The following is a 20,166-nucleotide window of genomic DNA, read 5'->3' as shown; positions in this document are numbered from 1 at the left end:
ATGACTGCGTTCTTCTGGGCCCTGCACGGACTGATCAGCCATTGGCGGCGCCATCGGGTGCAGTTCTTCAGCGTGCTCACCGGCCTCTGGCTCGCCACCGCGCTGTGGAGCGGCGTGCAGGCGCTGAACGGGCAGGCGCGGGAAAGCTATGCGCGGGCCGGCCAGCTGCTTTCCGGCGCCGCACAGCATCATCTGGTCGCCCGCGATGGCGGGTTCGTGTCCCAGCAGGACTATGTCGACCTGCGTCTGGCCGGCTGGCCGGTTTCGCCGCTGTTGCAGGGGCGCCTGCGTCTAAGGGGGCATGACGATCTGCGCCTGCAACTGATCGGCATCGAGCCGCTGACCCTGCCGGCCGGCACCCGTCTCGCCGGACAGGTGGCGAGCAGCGAAGACGTGGTGGCCTTCATCGGCCGGCCCGGACGCACCTGGATCGCTCCGGAAACCCTCGCCGAACTGGGCGTGAAGGCCGGCGCGCAACTGCCGGGCGAGAACGGCCAGACCCTGCCGCCGCTGGAAGAGCGAGCGCAGATGCCGCCGGGCGTGCTGCTGGTGGATATCGGCGCGGCCCAGCGCCTGCTCGATGCACCGCAACGACTGTCCCGCCTGCTGCTCCCCGGCGAATTCGCCCGCGGCAATCCGCGATTGCCGGCGGCACAGGGTGGGCGGCTGGTGCTCGGCAGCAGCGACGACGTGGCGGACATCGCGCAGCTGACGGACAGCTTCCACCTCAATCTCACGGCCCTCGGCCTGCTGTCCTTCGTGGTCGGAATGTTCATCGTGCATGCCGCCATCGGCCTGGCGCTGGAACAACGTCGCCCGTTGCTGCGCACCCTGCGCGCCTGCGGGGTGAGCCTGCGCATGCTGATCGCTGCCCTGGCGCTGGAACTCTGCGGGCTCGCACTGATCGGCGGGATGGCGGGCATGCTCAGCGGCTACTGGCTGGCCAGCCTGCTGCTGCCCGACGTGGCGGCCAGCCTGCGCGGCCTGTATGGGGCGGAGGTGGCCGGGCAATTGCGGCTGGACGCGCTGTGGTGGTTCGGCGGATTCGCCATCTGCCTGGCCGGGACCCTGCTGGCCGGCGCCGCCAGCCTGCTCAGGGCGGCACGACTGCCGCTGCTGGCGCTGGCCCGGCCGGAAGCCTGGCATCAGGCGCAGGCGCTCTGGCTGCGCCGCCAGGTATGGTGCAGCGCGATCCTGGGGCTGCTGGCACTGGCGCTGCTGGCATTCGGCGAGGGACTTCCGGCCGGTTTCGCCTTGCTCGCCTGCCTGCTGCTCGGCGCGGCGCTGGTCCTGCCACCCTGCCTGAACTGGCTGCTGGAGCGGGTCTCGCCGCGCACCCGCACGCCACTGGCGCAGTGGTTCGTCGCCGACAGCCGCCAGCAGCTGCCGGCGCTGGCCATGGCGCTCATGGCCCTGCTGCTGGCGCTGGCGGCGAACATCGGCGTCGGCAGCATGACCGAAGGCTTCCGCCGAACCTTCCAGACCTGGCTCGACCAGCGCCTGGCCGCGGAGCTGTATATCAGCGTGCAGGATCTGCGGCAGGCCGGTGACATCGGCGCGTGGCTGCAGCGGCAACCGCAGGTGCGCGCGGTCCTGCCGAGCTGGCGGGTCGACCTGCAGCTCCGCGGCTGGCCGGCGCAGCTCAGCGGCGTCATCGATCATCCGCACTATCGGAGCCAGTGGCCGCTGCTGGAGTCCGCCCCGGATGCCTGGGAGCGCCTGGCCCGGCAGGACGCGCTGATGCTCAGCGAACAACTGGCCCGACGGCTCCAGCTAAGTCTCGGCGACCATCTGGACCTGCCGACGCCGACTGGCGAGTGGCAACTGGAAGTGGTGGGCATCTATGCCGACTACGGCAATCCAAAAGGGCACCTGCTGGTCAATGCGGCCGGCCTGCGGCGGTACTGGCCGGGACTGCAGCCAGCCAGTTTCAGCCTGCGCCTGCCAGCCGAGGCGGTGCCCGGGCTCAGCCGGGCCGTGCAGCAGGCGTTTGACCTGGAGAGCAGCCGGGTCACCGATCAGGTCCAGCTGAAATCCTGGTCGACCCGCGTGTTCGAGCGCACCTTCGCCGCCACCGCCGCGCTCAACAGCCTGACCCTGGGCGTGGCTGGCGTGGCCCTGTTCATCAGCCTGCTGACCCTCGGCCAGACGCGCCTGACCCAGCTGGCGCCGCTCTGGGCCCTGGGCGTGAGCCGTGCGCAGCTGGCCTGGCTGAGCCTCGGCCAGACCCTGCTGCTGGCGCTGATCACCCTGCTGCTGGCGGTTCCCCTCGGCCTGTTGCTGGCCTGGTGCCTGGTGGCGGTGGTCAACGTGCAGGCGTTCGGCTGGCGGCTGCCGCTGCAGGTGTTCCCGCTGCAGATCCTGCAACTGCTGGCGTTCGCCCTGCTGGCGACTCTGGTCGCCGCCGCCTGGCCGCTGTGGCGGCTGGGCCATGGCACGCCGTCCTCGCTGCTCAGGACCTTCAGCGATGAACGCTAGGTTCGTGCTGGCCGGCGCCTTGCTGATCGCCGCCTGCGACGCCCAGCCGCCAGCCGGGCAGAGCTACGCCGAACTCGGCCGGGAGGTGGCGAACTTCGCCCGGGTCGTGCCGGGCAGGGCGATAGTCTTCCCGGCCGACCACGGCGCGCATCCGGATTTCCGTATCGAGTGGTGGTACGTCACCGCCAACCTGGTGGACGAGCAGGGCCGCGACTGGGGTATCCAGTGGACGCTGTTCCGCAGCGCCCTCCAGCCCGGCTCGACGGAGGAGGGATGGGCCAACCAGAACATCTGGATGGCCCACGCCGCCGTCACCAGCCCCCATGGCCACCGTCATGCCGAAGACTTCGCCCGCGGCGGAATCGGCCAGGCGGGGGTGAAGGGGGCGCCGCTGGACGCCTGGATCGACGATTGGCGGCTCAGCAGCCGCTCGCCGGAGAATGGCGGGCTGGCGCTGCTCGACCTGCGCGCGGACGGTCCCGGCTTCGCCTACGACCTGCAGCTCTCCAGCAGCCGGCCGCCGGTGCTGCACGGCGACGCCGGCTACAGCCGCAAGTCGTTGCAGGGGCAGGCGTCCTGGTACTACAGCCAGCCGTTCTTCCAGGTACAGGGGCGCGTTCGCTGGGACGGCCAGGAGCATGCGGTCAGGGGGCGCGCCTGGCTGGACCGCGAATGGAGCAGCCAGCCGATGGCGCCGAACCAGCAGGGCTGGGACTGGCTGGCGCTGCATCTGGATTCCGGCGGGAAGCTGATGCTCTACCAGTTCCGCCACAAGGACCGGCCCAGCTACTACGCCGGAAGCTGGATCAGCGCGGATGGCCGGTCGCGAGCGCTACGGCCTGACGAAATCGCCATGGCGCCGGTGGGATACACGGAGATCGCCGGACGACGGTTGCCAACGAGCTGGTCGGTACGAATCCCGAGCGTCGGCCTGGACATCTCGACCACGCCGGTGCGCGCGGATGCCTGGATGGGGACGCGCTTCCCCTATTGGGAAGGGCCGATACGCTTCGGCGGGAGCCATGCGGGAGTGGGGTATCTGGAGTTGACGGGGTACTGACGGCGGCTGTCCCACTGCCGGCGGTGCGATCGCGGTTTCCACCTGCCCCGGCATGCTCTAGCCTTCAGATATGGTCGTGCCGTCGTGCTGCCGATCCACATCCGTCGGTTTCAGGATGCGGATAGTCGTTTGGGTGCAATCTCCAGGCAGCGGGGATGGCAAGCTTTCAGGATGCCCCGGGCCAAGGTGCGTCAAGACACCTGGCCGGAGTGCAAGGATGGTGACCGGAGAAGCCACGCGCCCGTGACGTGGCCGGTTCGCCGCAGCCCAAGACTCCGGACAGCTGCCAGCATGCGGCAGCCTCGTTCGTGATGCCGAGGTACGCTGTATGCCCGATGAGATGCTTCACCTGCCCCTGATTCAAAGCGTGCTGGAACGCGAGAAGGACACCCCCGGCGCCCTGTTGCCGATCCTCCACGCCATCCAGGATGGCGTCGGCTACATCCCCGATGCCGCCGTCCCGGAGATCGCCCATGCCCTCAACCTCAGCCAGGCCGAGGTGCGCGGGGTGATCAGCTTCTACCACGATTTCCGCAGCACGCCGCCGGCGCGGCACACCCTGCGCCTGTGCCGGGCAGAGTCCTGCCAGAGCATGGGCGCCGAGCGCCTGGCCGCGCAGCTGCGCGAACAACTGGCGCTGGACGACCACGGCACCAGCGCCGACGGGCAGATCGGTCTGCGACCAGTCTATTGCCTGGGGGCCTGCGCCTGCTCGCCGGCCCTGGAGCTGGACGGCCAGCTGCATGCGCGAATCACTCCCGAGCGCCTGCGCGAGCTGGTGAACGGCTGCCTGGAGGACGAAGCATGCTGAAGTTGTTCGTCTCCTGCGATTCGGTCGCCCGCGCGGTGGGCGCCGACAGGCTGGCCACCGCCCTGGTCGACGAGGCCGAGCGTCGAGGAATGGCGCTGGACCTGCAGCGCACCAGTTCCCGTGGCCTCTACTGGCTGGAGCCGCTGCTGGAGCTGGAAAGCGCCAACGGCCGGCTGGGCTTCGGCCCGCTCACCCCCGAAGACGTGCCGGCGTTGCTGGACGCCCTGGCGAGCGATCCCGGCAGTCATCCGCTGGCCCTGGGGCCGGTGGAGGACATCCCCTATCTGAAGAGCCAGCAGCGCCTGCTGTTCGCCCGCGCCGGCATCACCCGGCCGCTGTCGCTGGACGACTACCGCGCCCACGGCGGCTTCGAGGGCCTGACCCGCGCCATCGGCCAGAGCGGCGAGGACATCGTCGCCGCCGTGCTCGATTCCGGCCTGCGTGGCCGCGGCGGCGCGGCCTTCCCGGCCGGCATCAAGTGGCGCACCGTGCGCGGCGCCGTGGCCGAGCAGAAATACGTGGTGTGCAACGCCGACGAGGGCGACTCCGGTACCTTCGCCGACCGCATGCTGATGGAAGGCGACCCCTTCCTGCTGATCGAGGGCATGGCCATCGCCGGCCTCGCCGTCGGCGCCAGCAAGGGCTACATCTACGTGCGCTCGGAATACCCGGACGCCATCGACGCGCTGCGCATGGCCATCGGCATCGCCCGCGCAGGCGGCTACCTGGGCGCCGACGTGGGAGGCAGCGGACGCGCCTTCGACCTGGAGGTACGGGTGGGCGCCGGCGCCTATATCTGCGGCGAGGAAACCGCCCTGCTGGATTCGCTGGAAGGCAAGCGCGGCGTGGTTCGCGCCAAGCCGCCGCTGCCGGCGCTGGAAGGCCTGTTCGGCCAGCCGACGCTGGTGCACAACGTGCTCACCCTGGCCTCGGTGCCGGTGATCCTGGCCAGGGGCGCACAGTTCTACCGCGACTTCGGCATGGGCCGCTCGCTGGGCACCATGCCGTTCCAGCTCGCCGGCAATATCCGCCACGGCGGCCTGGTGGAGCGCGCCTTCGGCCTGACCCTGCGCGAGCTGGTGGAAGGCTACGGCGGCGGCACCGCCAGCGGCCGGCCGCTGAAGGCCGCGCAGGTGGGCGGCCCGCTGGGCGCCTGGGTGCCGCCGGCGCAATTCGATACACCGCTGGACTACGAGGCCTTCGCCGCCATGGGCGCCATGCTCGGCCACGGTGGCGTGGTGGTGGCCGACGACAGCCTGGACATGGCCCGCATGGCCCGCTTCGCCCTGCAGTTCTGCGCCGAGGAATCCTGCGGCAAGTGCACGCCGTGCCGGATCGGCTCGACCCGCGGCGTGGAAGTGGTGGACCGGCTGATCGCCGCCACCGACATCACCGCCCGCGAGGAACAGGCAGAGCTGCTCAGGGACCTTTGCGACACCATGACCTACGGCTCGCTCTGCGCCCTGGGCGGGATGACCGCCTTCCCCGTGACCAGCGCCCTCAAGCATTTCCCCGCCGACTTCGGTCTGGCAACTTCGGAGGCCGACCAGTGATCAACATATTCGACCCCGCCAGCGACATCGACCTCGGCACCCCGGCCCGCGAAAGCGAGGTGCAGGTCAGCCTGAGCATCGACGGCCGCGAGATCAGCGTGCCCGCCGGCACCTCGGTGATGCGCGCCGCGGCGCTGCTCGGCACCACCATTCCCAAGCTCTGCGCCACCGACAGCCTGGAAGCCTTCGGTTCCTGCCGCATGTGCCTCGTCGAGATCGACGGCATGCGCGGCTACCCGGCCTCCTGCACCACGCCGGTGACCGAGGGCATGGTGGTCCACACCCAGACTCCCAAGCTCGCCACCCTGCGCCGCAACGTGATGGAGCTGTACATCTCCGACCACCCGCTGGACTGCCTGACCTGTTCCGCCAACGGCAACTGCGAGCTGCAGACCGTGGCCGGCCAGGTCGGCCTGCGCGAAGTGCGCTACGGCTACGACGGCGCCAACCATCTGGATGACGCCAAGGACGTTTCCAACCCCTATTTCGACTACGACCCGAGCAAGTGCATCGTCTGCAACCGCTGCGTGCGCGCCTGCGAGGAAACCCAGGGCACCTTCGCCCTGACCATCAGCGGACGCGGCTTCGACTCCCGCGTGGCGGCGGCCGGCGGCGAGGACTTCCTCGACTCCGAGTGCGTGTCCTGCGGCGCCTGCGTGCAGGCCTGCCCGACGGCCACGCTGATGGAGAAGAGCGTGGTCGAGATCGGCCAGCCGGAGCGCGCCGTCATCACCACCTGCGCCTACTGCGGCGTGGGCTGCTCCTTCCGCGCCGAGATGAAGGGCGAGCAGCTGGTGCGCATGGTTCCCGACCGCAACGGCCAGGCCAACCACGGCCACGCCTGCGTCAAGGGCCGCTTCGCCTGGGGCTACGCGACCCACCCGGACCGCATCACCAAGCCGATGATCCGCAAGCACATCAGCGATCCCTGGCAGGAAGTCAGCTGGGAAGCGGCGGTGAACTACGCAGCCAGCGAGTTCCGCCGCATTCAGCTGAAGTACGGGCGCGACTCCATCGGCGGCATTACCTCCAGCCGCTGCACCAACGAAGAGACCTACCTGGTGCAGAAGCTGGTGCGCGCCGCCTTCGGCAACAACAACGTCGACACCTGCGCCCGCGTCTGCCATTCGCCCACCGGCTACGGCCTCAAGCAGACCCTGGGCGAATCCGCCGGCACCCAGAGCTTCGACTCGGTGATGCAGGCCGACGTGGTGCTGGTGATCGGCGCCAACCCCACCGACGCCCACCCGGTATTCGGCTCCCAGCTCAAGCGGCGCCTGCGCCAGGGCGCGCGGCTGATCGTCATCGATCCGCGGCGCATCGACCTGGTGGATTCGCCCCACGCCCGCGCCGAGCTGCACCTGCAGCTGCGCCCGGGCACCAACGTGGCCATGCTCAACGCCCTGGCCCACGTGATCGTCACCGAGGGGCTGGTCAACCAGCGTTTCGTCGACGAGCGCTGCGAGGCGGCGGACTTCGCTCACTGGCGCGACTTCGTCAGCCAGCCGGAGAACGCACCCGAGGTGCTGGGAGCGGTCTGCGGCGTGCCCGCCGAGCAGATCCGCGCCGCCGCACGGATCTACGCCACCGGCGGCAACGCGGCGATCTACTACGGCCTCGGCGTCACCGAGCACAGCCAGGGCAGCACCGCGGTGATGGGCATCGCCAACCTCGCCATGGCCACCGGCAACATCGGCCGCGAAGGGGTAGGGGTGAACCCGCTGCGCGGGCAGAACAACGTCCAGGGTTCCTGCGACATGGGCTCCTTCCCCCATGAGCTGCCCGGCTACCGGCACATCTCCGGCGACGCGGTACGCAGCCAGTTCGAGCAGGCCTGGGGCGTGAGCCTGCTGCCCGAGCCGGGCCTGCGCATCCCCAACATGTTCGAGGCGGCGCTGGACGGCAGCTTCAAGGCGCTCTACTGCCAGGGCGAGGACATCGCCCAGAGCGACCCCAACACCCAGCACGTCACCGCCGCCCTGTCGGCCATGGAATGCGTGGTGGTGCAGGACATCTTCCTCAACGAGACGGCCAAGTTCGCCCACGTCTTCCTGCCGGGCAGTTCCTTCCTCGAGAAGGACGGCACCTTCACCAACGCCGAGCGGCGCATCTCCCGCGTGCGCAAGGTGATGGAGCCGCTGGGCGGCAAGGCCGACTGGGAAGCCACGGTGGCGCTGTCCAATGCCCTGGGCTACCGGATGGACTACAGGCACCCGTCCGAGATCATGGACGAGATCGCCCGCCTGACGCCCACCTTCGCCCGCGTCAGCTACGCCGAGCTGGACCGCCACGGCAGCCTGCAATGGCCGTGCAACGACGAGGCGCCGGACGGCACCCCGACCATGCACATCGACCAGTTCGTGCGCGGCAAGGGGCGCTTCATGCTCACCGGCTACGTGCCCACCGAGGAGAAGGTCAACAGCCGCTATCCACTGCTGCTGACCACCGGACGCATCCTCAGCCAGTACAACGTCGGCGCCCAGACCCGGCGCACCGGCAACGTCGCCTGGCACGGCGAGGACCGCCTGGAGATCCACCCGAGCGACGCCGAGAGCCGCGGCATCGCCGACGGCGACTGGGTCGGCGTGGGCAGCCGCTCCGGGCAGACGGTGCTGCGCGCCAAGGTCAGCGAGCGGGTGGCGCCAGGGGTCGTCTACACCACCTTCCACTTCCCGGAATCGGGCGCCAACGTGATCACCACCGACAACTCCGACTGGGCCACCAACTGCCCGGAATACAAGGTCACGGCGGTGGAAGTCATGCGGGTCTACCACCCTTCGGAATGGCAGAAGCGCTACCAGGAATTCAGCGACGAACAACGCCGCCTGCTGAAGGAACGCCGCCACGCCGAGAAAGCCGAGGTCCGTAGATGAGCATCGACAACCTGATCAAGATGGCCAACCAGATCGGCCAGTACTTCGCCAGCGAACCGGACCGGGAACTCGCCGTGCGCGGCGTGCAGCAGCACCTGCAGAGTTTCTGGACCCCGGCCATGCGCCGGCAGCTCGTGGCCTGGCAGGCGGAGCACCCTGGCGACGGGTTGCATCCGCTGGTGCGGGAAGCGCTGGGGGAATCGTCGGTGGAGGAGGTGTAGCGGCGGCTGCCGGATCGCCGCCAAATCCAGCGCCGGGATGCCGCATTTCTGCATCCGGCGCGCGGGAAGGCGGCGATCCGCTCAGGCGACTCACATGACCTGCGTCGTGCAGGCTTTCATCCGGCACGCCGGGCGCGCAGACGCGCGTACCGGCGTTTCGTCTGCTCCATCGCCGGCAGGCTTTTCAGCCAGTCGCGCGGGCTCATCCCGTACCAGCGCTGGAAGGCGCGGGAAAACGCACTGAGGTCGGAGTAACCGAGAAACTGCGCCAGCTCGCTCAGGCTGACGTTCGATTCCTTCAGGTAGCGCAGGGCCGTTTCCTGGCGAACCTCGTCCAGCAGGCGCTGGAAGGTCGTGCCCTCAGCGGCGAGATAGCGCTGCAGGGTTCGCGGGTTGAGCATCATGTACTCGGCGATCACCTCGATGCTGGCACGGCCGCTGGAGAGGAAGCTGTGTACCAGTTGCCGGGTGTGGACCGCCGTTCCCTGGTCGGAAAGCTCGTCGACGCTCTGCAGGTGGCGCTGGACCAGATCGTGCAGCGTTCCGTCCGCGGTGGCCAGCGGCGCATCCAGCAACCGCGCCTCGAACACATGGCCGTTGAACGGGCTGTTGAACTGCGGCTCCAGGCCCAGCAGCCGCCGATAGACGCTCAATTCGCCGACAGGCGCGTGCTGCACGTAGGCCGCCACCGGCTGCCAGCGATTGCCGAGCAGCATCCGCATCAACTGGGTACCGATTCCCTTGGCCAGTTCAGCCCCGTGATGGGCATCGGCGTGATCAGGCTCCAGCGGCAGATAGCTGATCATGACCAGGTCACCCTGCGGTTCGAGCGCGAACGCCCCCGCACCGGAATGACGCTGGTAGTTCCTCGCCAGGCCTTGTAGCGCCTCGCGCACGTTCTTCGCGTTGAGAATCAGATAGAGCAGGGGACCGAATATGCCGACGCCCTGGTGCAGGCCGAACTGCAGGCTGAAGAACGGATTGCCGCTGCGCTGCACGCACAGCTCCAGCAACCCGAGCAGCTTGCGATAGGAAATCAGCCCCTCCGGATGCTCCAGCACATCCGTTGGGAGGCCGGCGGCCTTGAGCATCTCGGCCGGGTTCAGCCCCTGGCTGATGGCGAATTCGGCGAAACCATGAAGGGAGGAGGCGCGGGAAAGGTCTGTCATGGGATGACTGTTCCGTGGAAAGCGCTCCAAGTAACGCGCAAACTGTCGCCAATTGTCAAATTGGTGGCATCCATTACCTATCTGGCGCTTCCATCCATTGCCAATAATCGGACTCGGCCGAGAGGCTCCATCCCAAAAACAAGAGAGAAGTCCGACTATGCGTATGCGCGACAAGAACGCCCTGGTCACCGGCGGTGCCTCCGGCATGGGCCTGGCCTTTACCCGCCGTCTGGCCCAGGAAGGCGCCAGGGTCTACTTCACCGACATCAACGAAGCCGCCGGGCGCGACGCCGAGAAGAGCCTGCGCGAGGCGGGGCTGAACGTCGAGTTCCTGCAGCAGGACGTTACCCTCGAGGCCGACTGGCAGCGCGTGCTGGAACACATCGAGGCCGCCGACGGGCACCTGTGCGTGCTGGTCAACAATGCCGGTATTGCCCTCTCCAATCACATCGAGAACTGCACCCTCGAGCAGTTCGACAAGCAAATCAACGTCAACCTGAAGAGCGTTTTCCTCGGCTGCAAATTTGGCCTGGCGCTGATGAAGGAGAAAGGCGGCTCGATCCGCGTCAACAGCCTGCACCCGGGCTATATCGAAACGCCCATGATGGCCAACGGCTCGAGTGGACTGGAAACGGAAGAATTGCTGGCTCTGCGCAACCGTCTCGCCAGCGAGATTCCGTTCAAGCGCCGCGGAACGCCGGCGGAAGTGGCCGGCGCGGTGCTGTACCTCGCCAGTGACGACTCGGTGTACGTCACCGGTACCGAAATGATTGTGGACGGCGGCTACGCCTGTCACTGATCCCAGCCCCTCATTTAATCTTGGAGAAAGACCATGGCCCTTCCAGGCACGTTTACACATCAGGACAGTCTGCTCAGCATCAACACCAACGAACACCCGTTCCTTGAGTCGCTGGGCGGGCACCCCGGCATCAACGTATTCCCGCTGTTCATCGACCCGTACAACGGTCTGTGGATCATGCGCGCCCGCTTCAAGCCGGGCCTGACCCTGCCGCTGCACTTCCACACCGGCTCTGTACATCTCTACACCATGTCCGGCTGCTGGTACTACACCGAATACCCGGACCAGAAGCAGACCGCCGGTTGCTACCTGTTCGAGCCGGGTGGCTCGATCCACCAGTTCAACACCCCGGCCGACAACACCGAAGATACTGACTTCATCTTCATGGTCACCGGCGCCAACGTGAACTTCCTCCCGGACGGCGAGTACGCCGGAATGCTCGATGGCGGCACGCTCAAGGCCTGGGTCGATGTCGCGATCAAGGAACAGAACAATCCGCTGAAGTACATCCACGCCTCCGTCCCGACCTTCACGCGCTGAACCGCACCTCCGGCCATGGCTCGCGCCACGGCCGGACTGACATTCGACCCAGAATGCCAACAACAAGAAACTGGAGTTCCGATATGAACCGCCTGACGATGCTGGGCCGCCTGGCCCCTCGCGCACTGCTGGCCCTGGGGCTGGCAGCGACCTTTTCGAGCGCCATGGCCGGCGAAACGCCGACCGCCAAGCCCATTGCCGATCAGCAGGCACTTGACCTGGTGCTCTGGGGCGTTCCGGCCGTCAACTTCGAGCGCCTGTTCAACGCCGCGCGCGCCGCCACCGGCACGCAGGATATCGCCGTGGTCTACTGGTCGAAACCGCCAACCGCGACCCGGCAGACCCTCACCCCCAATGGCGAGACCCTGGCCTGGTGGGCCTTCGCCGACGGCCACGGCACCGGCCCGATGGTCCTGGAGATTCCGCCGTCGGGCGGCGCCGAGGTCTTCGGCTCCGTGGTCGACAGCTGGAACCATGCCATCACCAACCTCGGCCTGCAGGGCGAGGACGCCGGCAAGGGCGGCAAGTACCTGATCCTGCCCGCCGGCAGCGACACGCCTGTGCCGGACGGCTATATCCCGATCCGCCTGGAGACGCTGCGCTTCTACGTACCGCTGCGCATCGTGCCGAAGAGCTGGAGCACGCAGGACCTCGCCAACGCGGCGAACTACCTGAAACAGGTCAGGTTCTACCCCTTGAGCGAAGCCGCCAGCCGGCCCGCCACGGCGATGACCGATGTCTCCGGCGTCGAATTCGACAGCACCATCCCCTACGACCTGCGCTTCTACGAGGCGCTGGCGCAGGTCGTCCGGCACGATCCTTTGCCGCCGGACAGCGCATCGATCAGCCAGGCCCTGGCCAGCGCCGGCATCGCCAAGGACAAGCCGTTCGCGCCCGACGCAGCAACGGCAAGCGCACTGACCGCGAGCGCCCACGCCGGCAAGGCCTGGCTCGAGAATCGCCTGCTCAACTACCGTCCGCCGTTCTATGCCGGCAAGAGCTGGCTGTATCCGGCCGAGCGCCTGGCCAGCGGCGGCCAGGGCACCTTCAAGCCAGGCGCCAACTACGGCCCCAGGGAGCGCGCCGCCAACTTCTTCATGTACGACGCACCGATGAAAAGCCTCGGGACTGCATCGTTCTACCTGCTGGGTCTGCGGGACAAACAAGGACAGTTACTGGAGGGCGGCAACAGCTACCACCTGCACGTGCCGCCCAACGTGCCGGCGCGCCAGTTCTGGTCCCTGACCGCCTACGACCTGGACACCATGGCGTTCATCAAGGGCTCGCCACGGGTGTCGTTGTCGTCCTTCGTCGAAGGACTGGAGCGCAACGCCGATGGCTCCGTCGACCTCTATCTCGCGCCCAAGGCGCCGGCCGGCAAGGAGCGCAACTGGATTCCCACGAAACCGGGCGTTCGCTCGCTGCTGATCTTCCGCTTCTACCGTCCGGACAAGGGCGTTGCCGACAAGAGCTGGCAGTTGCCGGACATCGAAGCGCTGCCATCGCCCGCCAGCGAGACAGCCGCGACGAGGTGAGCCTATGAAAGCTGTAGCCATGGGCCAGAGCGAACTGTTGCTGGAAGTACTCGCCGCCCCGCAGCCGGGGGCCGGCGAACAACATCACAAGGGCTCTCCGATGCCATTCACAAGAAACCTCTCGCCGACCACCGCGTTGAGTGCCGCCACCTTCACGCTGTTGGCGTTCGCCGGCACCACGCTGGCGGCGCCAGCTCCCGCTGCGGCCACATCATCGGACTGGCGGGAAAACTACGCCTATCACGTCGGGGTTCTCGCCTACACCTATGGCTACCCGGCGCTGCATCTGGCCGAATTGCGCTATGGCACTGATCGTGCCGCTGGCGGCCTCATGCTGAACACGTTCAAGCATTACCGGAAACTCAGTGACCTGAACTGGAAGCAGGGTGGCTCACCCAATCGCGATACCCTGTATTCCTCGGCCTTTGTAAACCTGAACAAGGGGCCGGTGGTGGTCAGTGTCGGGAATGCTGGCACGCGCTACTACAGCCTGGCACTGAACGAGTTCTACAGCGATGTCATCGGCTACATCGGCACACGCGCAACCGGCAACGAGGCTGGCGCCTATCTGCTGGCCAGCTCCGACTGGCAAGGTCAGCCGCCCGCCGATGTAAAGGCTATCTACCGCTCGCCAACGCCCTGGGTCCTGTTGGCTGGCCGCGTCGAGGCGCACAGCGATGCGGACCTGGATGACGCCAATCGTCTTCAGGACAGTTTCAGGATCACGCCGCTCGCCGACTGGGGAAAACCCGCGGCATCAGCTCCAGTCCCTGTCGCGCCTATGACGCCTGAGCTCAACAAGAACGATCCGCTTGCAGCCTTCAAGACCATGAATCTGGCCATGACGGAAAATCCGCCGCCAGCCCAGGACCAGGCGCTGATGAAGCTGTTTGCCGAAGTCAATCTGGGGCCCGGCCATAGTCCGGCCGAACTCGACAGCCTCGACCCGGGTACCCGTCAGGGTCTGGCCCGCGCCATCGTCGATGGGAAAAAACTGCTGGTCGATGTCACCCAGGCGGGCGGTCGCACCAAGACGAGCAATGGCTGGGCCTATGGCCAGGAAAATTGGGGACGCATGGCGCAGGCCGGCGACTACCTCGGCCGCGCGGCCACCCAATCCTATTCCGGCATCATCGAGAACTACGTCGAAGAGGCGGTCAAACTGCGCACCTATACCGACGAACAGGGTAGGCCGCTCGATGGCGATAGCCGCTATGTCATCCACTTCACGGCCGACCAGTTGCCGCAAGTCGATGCATTCTGGTCGCTCACCGCTTACGGCCCGGATTACAACCTGCTGGATACGCCGGCCAAGCGCTTCGCGATCACTGACCATCAGCCATTGCAAAAAGGCGCAGACGGCTCACTCACCCTCTACCTGCAGAAGGATTCACCGGGTGCTGACAAGGAGTCGAACTGGATCTCCCTCGCCAAGGGTCCGTTCAACCTGTTCCTGCGCGCCTACCTGCCCCATCGATCCCTGATCGAACAGAGCTGGCAACCGCCGGCCATCCAGCGACTGAATTGACCATCGGGACAAAAGGCACGCGGGCAGCGGGAGCTGCCGGACATCGAAGCGCTGCAATGACCACCGATCAAGACAACCCAGGAAAGATAACGCCATGAAAGCAGTAGTCATGCGCCAGAACGAACTTCTGGTGGAAGAACTCGCCAACCCCGAGCCGGGGCAGGGCGAGGTATTGGTGAAAACGCTCGCCTGCGGCATCTGCGGCTCGGACCTGCACATGTTCCAGCACTGCGACCACGTACTCGACACCTTCAAGCACGGTGGCATTCCGATCAGCTTCAATCCCGACCAGGGCGTGGTGTTCGGCCACGAGTACTGCGCAGAAATCCTCGACCACGGCCCCGGCAGTCCCAAGACCCTGAAGGCCGGCACCCGCGTATGTGCCATTCCACACATGATCACGCCGACCAGCTTCCACCATGTGGGCCTCTCCAACCGCTATCCAGGCGGCTACGGCGAACAGATGGTGCTCGCCGAGCGGCTGCTGGTGCCGGTGCCCGGCGACCTGCCGTCGGACATCGCCGCGCTCACCGAGCCGCTGGCGATCGCCGTACACGCGGTCGGCCGCGCGCAGCTGCAGGGCGACGAGGTTCCGGTGGTGATCGGCTGCGGGCCGATCGGCCTCGCCGTGATCATGGCGCTGAAGGCGCGTGGCATCGGCCCGGTGGTCGCTTCCGACTTCTCCGCCAAGCGCCGCGCCCTGGCCGAGAAGCTCGGCGCGGACGTGGTGGTCAACCCGGCCGAGCGCAGCCCCTACGCCACCTGGGCCGAACTGGCGGCGCCGGGGACCGATCCGCGTATTTCCGCGGCGGTGCTCGGCACCGAGGCGCAGCGGCCCTGCGTGGTGTTCGAATGCGTCGGCATCAAGGGCCTGATCCAGCAGATCCTGCGCGACGCCCCGGCGCGCTCGCGGGTAGTGGTGGTCGGCGTGTGCATGGAGTCCGACAGCTTCGAGCCGATCTTCGCCATCCGCAAGGAAGTGAACCTGAACTTCGCCTTCGGCTACACCGAGGAGGAGTTCTCCCGCACGCTGCACGACCTCGCGGACGGCCGGCTGGACGGCGCGGCGATGATCACCGCGCGCATCGGCATGGATGGCGTGGCCGAGGCGTTCGATACGCTGAAGACGCCCGAGGACCACGCCAAGATCATGATCACCTTCGACTGAAACCCTCGGGAACAGAGGCATGACCCACACAAGAAAATGGCTGGCAGGGTTCGCTCTCGCCGCCTCGACGCTGAGCCCGGCCTTCGCCGCCGACAAACCGAACATCCTGGTGATCTTCGGCGACGATATCGGCCAGACCAACATCAGCGCCTACGGTGACGGCGTGGTCGGCTACCAGACGCCGAACATCGACCGCATCGCCCATGAAGGCATGAAGTTCACCGACTACTACGGCGAAAACAGCTGCACCGCCGGCCGCTCCACCTTCATCACCGGCCAGGCCGCGCTGCGCACCGGCCTGACCAAGGTCGGCGCCGCCGGCGCCGCGGTGGGCATCCAGCCGCGCGACATCACCCTGGCACAGGCGCTGAAAGGCCAGGGCTACGTCACCGGCCAGTTCGGCAAGAACCACCTGGGCGACCGCAACGAGTACCTGCCGACCAACCACGGCTTCGACGAGTTCTTCGGCAACCTCTACCACCTCAACGCCGAGGAGGAGCCCGAGCGCCCGTACTGGCCGAAGGACGGCTCGTCCGCGAAACACGCCGGGCCACGCGGCGTGCTGCATAGCTACGCAGACGGCAGGGTCGAGGATACCGGCGCGCTGAACCGCAAGCGCATGGAAACCGTCGACGACGAAACCACCAACGCGGCGCAGGCGTTCATCGAGAAGCAGGTCAAGGCCGACAAGCCGTTCTTCGTGTGGATGAACAGCACGCGGATGCACGCCTACACCCACATCCGCGACTCGCTGAAGGGCCAGAGCGGCCGCCCGGGCTACGAATATGCCGATGGCATGATCGAGCACGACGGCCACGTCGGCCAGTTGCTGAAGACCCTCGACGACCTCAAGGTCAGCGACAACACCATCGTCGTCTACACCACGGACAACGGCCCGAACCGCTACACCTGGCCGGACGCGGCGACCTCGCCGTTCCGCAACGAGAAGAACTCCAACTGGGAAGGCGCCTTCCGCGTTCCGGCGATGGTGCGTTGGCCGGGGCACATCAAGGCCGGTACGATTTCCAACGAAATCTTCTCCGGGCTCGACTGGTTCCCCACCATCATGGCCGCCGCCGGCGTGCCGGACGTGAAGGAGAAGCTGCTCAAGGGCTGGGCGCCGGTCGCCGGCGGCAAGACCTTCAAGGTGCACCTTGATGGCTACAACCAGCTCGACTACCTGACCGGCAAGGCGCCGAAGAGTGCGCGCGAGGACTTCTACTACTTCAACGACGACGGCCAACTGGTCGCCATGCGCCATCAGGACTGGAAATTCGTGTTCTGCGAGCAGCGCGCCCAGGGCGGCTTCAAGGTCTGGCGCGAGCCCTTCGTGTGCCTGCGCGTACCGAAGCTGTTCAACCTGCGCATGGACCCCTTCGAGACCGCCGACTACGCCTCCGACCAGTACGACGACTGGCTGGTGAAGAACCTCTACCTGGTCGGCATCGGCTTCCGCAAGGGTGCCGAGTTCATGCAGACCTTCGTCGAGTGGCCGCCGAGCCAGCTGCCGGCCAACTACAACATGGAAGACATCGGCAAGGCCGTGAAGGCCAGGTACGTGGAGAAGATGAAGCAGCAGCCCTGAGGCCGCTGCCAGAGAACGAAACGGCGCCCCGAGAGGCGCCGTTTTTCTTTTTTTCGCCACCACCATGTGGAACGCCCGTACAGGCTACTTTTGAAGACATGGATTTCCGCGCGTTCGGAGATCCATTCAGGGATTCGAGGAGGTTGGAGCGACGCCTGAACACTGCACCTGTTTCATCTGCCTGAGCACAAGGACTCGAAGAATAATGAACAAGAAAAAAGTCCCATCTTCGCCTGCCACGCGACAACCGATTGCGGAAGCCGCACCACCCGCTGCCGTTCCTTTCCCGTCTCCCGGCTACCCGACCACGCTGCGTGCCGGCCAGCTCGACCGCGATGCGCGCAACTTCCTGCGGGCGGTCAACCTGGTACCCAACCCGGCGGCCGCCGACAAACCTTCGCCATCCCAGCTGAAGATCGTGCGCGAGAGCTTCCGGCTCGCCGCGCTGGCGCTGGGCAGCCGGCCGGCGGTCGCTTCCGTCAGGGAGCGCGAGATCGCCGGGCCCGGCGGGCCGATAGTCCTGCGCATCTTCGTTCCGTTCGCATCGAAGCAGCCGCTGCCGGCCCTGCTGTGGAACTTCGGCGGCGGCTTCATCGTCGGCGGCCTGGATACGGGCGAATCGATCTGCCGCAACATCGCCCTCGCCGCAGGCTGCATCACCGTGGCGGTGAACTACCGGCGCTCGCCGGAACACGACATCTCCGCCAGCCGCGCGGACGTCCTCGCCGCACTCGAGTGGCTGGCCGGGCATGGCGCGGAGGAGGGGATCGATACCTCGCGCCTGGCCATCGGCGGCGATTCGGCGGGTGGCAACCTGTCCGCCGCCGTGGCCCAGGAGGCGCAACGGCGCGGCGGCCCGGCGCTGCGCATGCAGGTGCTGGTCTACCCGGCCACGGAACTACTGGAGAGATTCCCGTCCTACGAGGAGAACATCGACGGCGGTTATTTCCTCACCCGCGAGGGGGTGGACCTGATCGAAGCCTTCCTTGCCGAATCCATCGAAAATCTCGACCTGGCGGACCCCTGGTATTCGCCGCGGCGCAGCCCGGACCTGGGCGGACTGCCGCCGGCGCTGGTCCTCACCGCCGGCTTCGACCCGATCCGCGACGACGGCCTCGACTACGCCGCGCGCCTGCGCGACGCCGGAGTGCCGGTGGAAGTCCTGCACTATGCCGGACAGTTCCACGGCTTCCTCAACTTCGACACCCTGGTCGGCGCCGCGCGCAACGCCCTGCGGCGCATCGGTGCGGCGCTGAAGGATGCCTTCGCCGACACACCGGCAGTCGACCGGACCATCGAGATCTACGACGACTCGCCGACATCGGCCGTCAGTGCGACCGCCGGGGAGGTGGCCACCCTGGCACTGACGGCATGGACGGCGACCGTGGGCTGGCGCGACGCCCTGCTGCGCATCGTTTCGCCGAAGGCCGCCTCGGCCTGCAGGGTGGTGCTGAGCCCGTGGTCGGTGCCGACGGCATTCCTGCGGCGCCGGCTCCGCCGCCATCTCAATCGGCTAACCGAGTACCAGACCTATTCGGGAGAAGCACCCAACTGATGCGGCCATTGCGCAGCCCCGGCTGCGCAATGCGTCTCGCGCCGACCAGGTGATTCAACCCGGCGGCGTGGCCGCCTTCCGGGGCGAGGAGGGCGAGCGAGCGGCGATTGGATTGTTCGAATCCAATTTTTCTCACGTTTAGGTTTGCAGAAACTCACCTGATCCTTCGCCATCGAACGGGGCCAAAGCCGCATTCCCAGGCGCTTTCCGGGCTAGCCGGCAGCATTTGCGAATCGCCCGAGTCTCCCCATCCGACATACCCCTGAGCGGAAACGACAACCGAACCCGGTTGACAGTCTTTTACGTCTCTCCATACTCTGCATACATCGCTGCACACATCTAAGAGTGCAACAAACCACGCAGCGAAAAGTTGTTTGCCTTCTGCCTACAAAAACAAATCAACGGAGAGGTCAAAATGGCTCGTATGCTCCCTCGCTCCATCCGCAAAGTCCTCGCTTGTGCGACCGCCATCGGCGCCTTGCTCACCCAGGTTCCCTCCCAGGCCGCCGCCGAGCCATCCATGTGGCAGGGCGTGCAGAAGGCCGGCGTCCTGCGCTGCGGCGCGGCGGTCGCCGCGCCCTATGTGATGCGCGACCCCGGCAGCGGCCAGTACAGCGGCTACTTCGTCGATCTGTGCCGTGACTTCGGCGAAAAAGTGCTGAAAGTGAAGGTGGAGTTCGTCGACACCAACTGGGACAACCTGGTCGCCGGCCTGCAGAGCGGCAAGTGGGACCTGGCGATGGCCCTGAACCAGACTCCGGAACGCGCGCTGGCGGTGTCCTTCTCGGCGCCGGCGACCGACTACCAGATATCGCTGGTGGTGAACAAGGAGAACCCCAAGTTCAGCGGCGCCGGCAATGCCATCGCCGACTACGACAAGCCGGGCGTGACCTTCGCCGTGATGTCCGGCACCGCCCAGGACAAGGCGATCTCCGCGGTGATCAAGCAGGGCACCGTGATGCGCCTGCCGGGCATGGACGAAACCCGCCTGGCGCTGATGTCGCGCCGCGCCGACGTGCTGGTGGACGCCAGCGACACCAACCATCTCTTCACCATGGCCAACGACTGGGCCAGGGAAGTCCTGCCCAAGCCGGCGCTGGCCAAGCAGGGCGTCGCCTTCGGCGTGCGCCGTGACGCATCGGCCGCCGACCTGCAGGTGCTGAACATCTACATCACCCAGCGCCGCGAGACCGGCGAGATCGACCGGCTGGTCGACAAGGCTTCCGCCCAGGTCAACGCCGCCAAGGCCCAGTAACTCCCGATGCGCCCAGCGGGCTGCCGCCCACCGGCA

At 66.9% G+C, this 20,166-nt stretch carries 15 protein-coding genes; 14 read left to right on the top strand and 1 reads right to left on the bottom strand.

Features of this window, described 5'->3' with window-relative positions; translation table 11 throughout:
* The 6 genes from BLR75_RS07345 (at position 1) to BLR75_RS07320 (ending at position 8,996) form a co-directional block, all read left to right on the top strand.
* Positions 1–2,478, top strand: a complete 2,478-nt coding sequence (locus BLR75_RS07345) for an FtsX-like permease family protein (RefSeq protein WP_084311844.1) — start codon at positions 1–3, stop codon at positions 2,476–2,478.
* Positions 2,468–3,538 (top strand): lipocalin-like domain-containing protein, encoded by a 1,071-nt coding sequence (locus BLR75_RS07340; protein WP_084311845.1) that lies wholly within the window; start codon positions 2,468–2,470, stop codon positions 3,536–3,538. Before BLR75_RS07345 ends, BLR75_RS07340 begins: the two co-directional genes overlap by 11 nt.
* 328 nt (positions 3,539–3,866) lie before the next feature.
* Entirely contained in the window at positions 3,867–4,349 is a 483-nt protein-coding gene (locus tag BLR75_RS07335) for a formate dehydrogenase subunit gamma (RefSeq protein WP_084311846.1), read from the top strand.
* Entirely contained in the window at positions 4,343–5,902 is a 1,560-nt protein-coding gene (locus tag BLR75_RS07330) for a formate dehydrogenase beta subunit (protein ID WP_084311847.1), read from the top strand. Before BLR75_RS07335 ends, BLR75_RS07330 begins: the two co-directional genes overlap by 7 nt.
* Positions 5,899–8,775 (top strand): formate dehydrogenase subunit alpha, encoded by a 2,877-nt coding sequence (gene fdhF / locus BLR75_RS07325; protein ID WP_084311848.1) that lies wholly within the window; start codon positions 5,899–5,901, stop codon positions 8,773–8,775. The genes BLR75_RS07330 and fdhF overlap by 4 nt, the downstream gene beginning before the upstream one ends.
* Positions 8,772–8,996, top strand: a complete 225-nt coding sequence (locus tag BLR75_RS07320) for a formate dehydrogenase subunit delta (protein WP_084311849.1) — start codon at positions 8,772–8,774, stop codon at positions 8,994–8,996. Before fdhF ends, BLR75_RS07320 begins: the two co-directional genes overlap by 4 nt.
* Positions 8,997–9,112: 116 nt before the next feature.
* Here the strand turns inward: BLR75_RS07320 and BLR75_RS07315 are convergent, their stop codons facing one another.
* Positions 9,113–10,165 (bottom strand): AraC family transcriptional regulator, encoded by a 1,053-nt coding sequence (locus BLR75_RS07315; protein ID WP_084311850.1) that lies wholly within the window; start codon positions 10,163–10,165, stop codon positions 9,113–9,115.
* A gap of 157 nt (positions 10,166–10,322) precedes the next feature.
* Here BLR75_RS07315 and BLR75_RS07310 point away from each other — a divergent pair, with 157 nt between their 5' ends.
* The 8 genes from BLR75_RS07310 (at position 10,323) to BLR75_RS07275 (ending at position 20,130) form a co-directional block, all read left to right on the top strand.
* Complete coding sequence (locus tag BLR75_RS07310; protein ID WP_084311851.1) at positions 10,323–10,964, top strand: SDR family NAD(P)-dependent oxidoreductase; 642 nt, start codon at positions 10,323–10,325, stop codon at positions 10,962–10,964.
* Positions 10,965–10,997: 33 nt separating this feature from the next.
* Positions 10,998–11,504, top strand: coding sequence for a 2,4'-dihydroxyacetophenone dioxygenase family protein (locus tag BLR75_RS07305; protein WP_084311852.1), 507 nt, complete (start codon positions 10,998–11,000; stop codon positions 11,502–11,504).
* Positions 11,505–11,587: 83 nt separating this feature from the next.
* A complete protein-coding gene (locus BLR75_RS07300) occupies positions 11,588–13,039 on the top strand; it encodes a DUF1214 domain-containing protein (protein ID WP_169720251.1) in 1,452 nt (483 codons plus the stop codon).
* Between the two features lie 4 nt (positions 13,040–13,043).
* Positions 13,044–14,567: a DUF1254 domain-containing protein gene (locus BLR75_RS07295; RefSeq protein ID WP_084311854.1), complete on the top strand. Its 1,524-nt coding sequence runs from the start codon at positions 13,044–13,046 to the stop codon at positions 14,565–14,567.
* Positions 14,568–14,661: 94 nt separating this feature from the next.
* Positions 14,662–15,735: a zinc-binding dehydrogenase gene (locus tag BLR75_RS07290; RefSeq protein ID WP_084311855.1), complete on the top strand. Its 1,074-nt coding sequence runs from the start codon at positions 14,662–14,664 to the stop codon at positions 15,733–15,735.
* Positions 15,736–15,754: 19 nt separating this feature from the next.
* Positions 15,755–17,320, top strand: coding sequence for an arylsulfatase (locus tag BLR75_RS07285; RefSeq protein WP_084311856.1), 1,566 nt, complete (start codon positions 15,755–15,757; stop codon positions 17,318–17,320).
* Positions 17,321–17,525: 205 nt separating this feature from the next.
* Positions 17,526–18,875: an alpha/beta hydrolase gene (locus BLR75_RS07280; RefSeq protein ID WP_084311857.1), complete on the top strand. Its 1,350-nt coding sequence runs from the start codon at positions 17,526–17,528 to the stop codon at positions 18,873–18,875.
* Positions 18,876–19,290: 415 nt separating this feature from the next.
* Positions 19,291–20,130 (top strand): transporter substrate-binding domain-containing protein, encoded by an 840-nt coding sequence (locus BLR75_RS07275; RefSeq protein ID WP_084311858.1) that lies wholly within the window; start codon positions 19,291–19,293, stop codon positions 20,128–20,130.
* Positions 20,131–20,166 lie beyond the last annotated feature (36 nt).

It is taken from the genome of Pseudomonas jinjuensis (assembly GCF_900103845.1).
Taxonomy (GTDB): domain Bacteria; phylum Pseudomonadota; class Gammaproteobacteria; order Pseudomonadales; family Pseudomonadaceae; genus Pseudomonas; species Pseudomonas jinjuensis.
Note: the sequence above shows the minus strand (reverse complement) of the source record. Positions and strands in the feature narration are given on the sequence as shown.

What these genes read in the sequence shown, in the direction of transcription:
- BLR75_RS07345 (WP_084311844.1), top strand. Translation starts at nt 1, where the DNA reads ATGACTGCGTTCTTCTGGGCCCTGCACGGACTGATCAGCCATTGGCGG.
- BLR75_RS07285 (WP_084311856.1), top strand. Translation starts at nt 15,755, where the DNA reads ATGACCCACACAAGAAAATGGCTGGCAGGGTTCGCTCTCGCCGCCTCG.
- BLR75_RS07275 (WP_084311858.1), top strand. Translation starts at nt 19,291, where the DNA reads ATGGCTCGTATGCTCCCTCGCTCCATCCGCAAAGTCCTCGCTTGTGCG.
- BLR75_RS07335 (WP_084311846.1), top strand. Translation starts at nt 3,867, where the DNA reads ATGCCCGATGAGATGCTTCACCTGCCCCTGATTCAAAGCGTGCTGGAA.
- BLR75_RS07280 (WP_084311857.1), top strand. Translation starts at nt 17,526, where the DNA reads ATGAACAAGAAAAAAGTCCCATCTTCGCCTGCCACGCGACAACCGATT.
- BLR75_RS07290 (WP_084311855.1), top strand. Translation starts at nt 14,662, where the DNA reads ATGAAAGCAGTAGTCATGCGCCAGAACGAACTTCTGGTGGAAGAACTC.
- BLR75_RS07315 (WP_084311850.1), bottom strand. Translation starts at nt 10,165, where the DNA reads ATGACAGACCTTTCCCGCGCCTCCTCCCTTCATGGTTTCGCCGAATTC.
- BLR75_RS07320 (WP_084311849.1), top strand. Translation starts at nt 8,772, where the DNA reads ATGAGCATCGACAACCTGATCAAGATGGCCAACCAGATCGGCCAGTAC.
- BLR75_RS07305 (WP_084311852.1), top strand. Translation starts at nt 10,998, where the DNA reads ATGGCCCTTCCAGGCACGTTTACACATCAGGACAGTCTGCTCAGCATC.
- BLR75_RS07300 (WP_169720251.1), top strand. Translation starts at nt 11,588, where the DNA reads ATGAACCGCCTGACGATGCTGGGCCGCCTGGCCCCTCGCGCACTGCTG.
- BLR75_RS07330 (WP_084311847.1), top strand. Translation starts at nt 4,343, where the DNA reads ATGCTGAAGTTGTTCGTCTCCTGCGATTCGGTCGCCCGCGCGGTGGGC.
- BLR75_RS07295 (WP_084311854.1), top strand. Translation starts at nt 13,044, where the DNA reads ATGAAAGCTGTAGCCATGGGCCAGAGCGAACTGTTGCTGGAAGTACTC.
- BLR75_RS07340 (WP_084311845.1), top strand. Translation starts at nt 2,468, where the DNA reads ATGAACGCTAGGTTCGTGCTGGCCGGCGCCTTGCTGATCGCCGCCTGC.
- BLR75_RS07310 (WP_084311851.1), top strand. Translation starts at nt 10,323, where the DNA reads ATGCGTATGCGCGACAAGAACGCCCTGGTCACCGGCGGTGCCTCCGGC.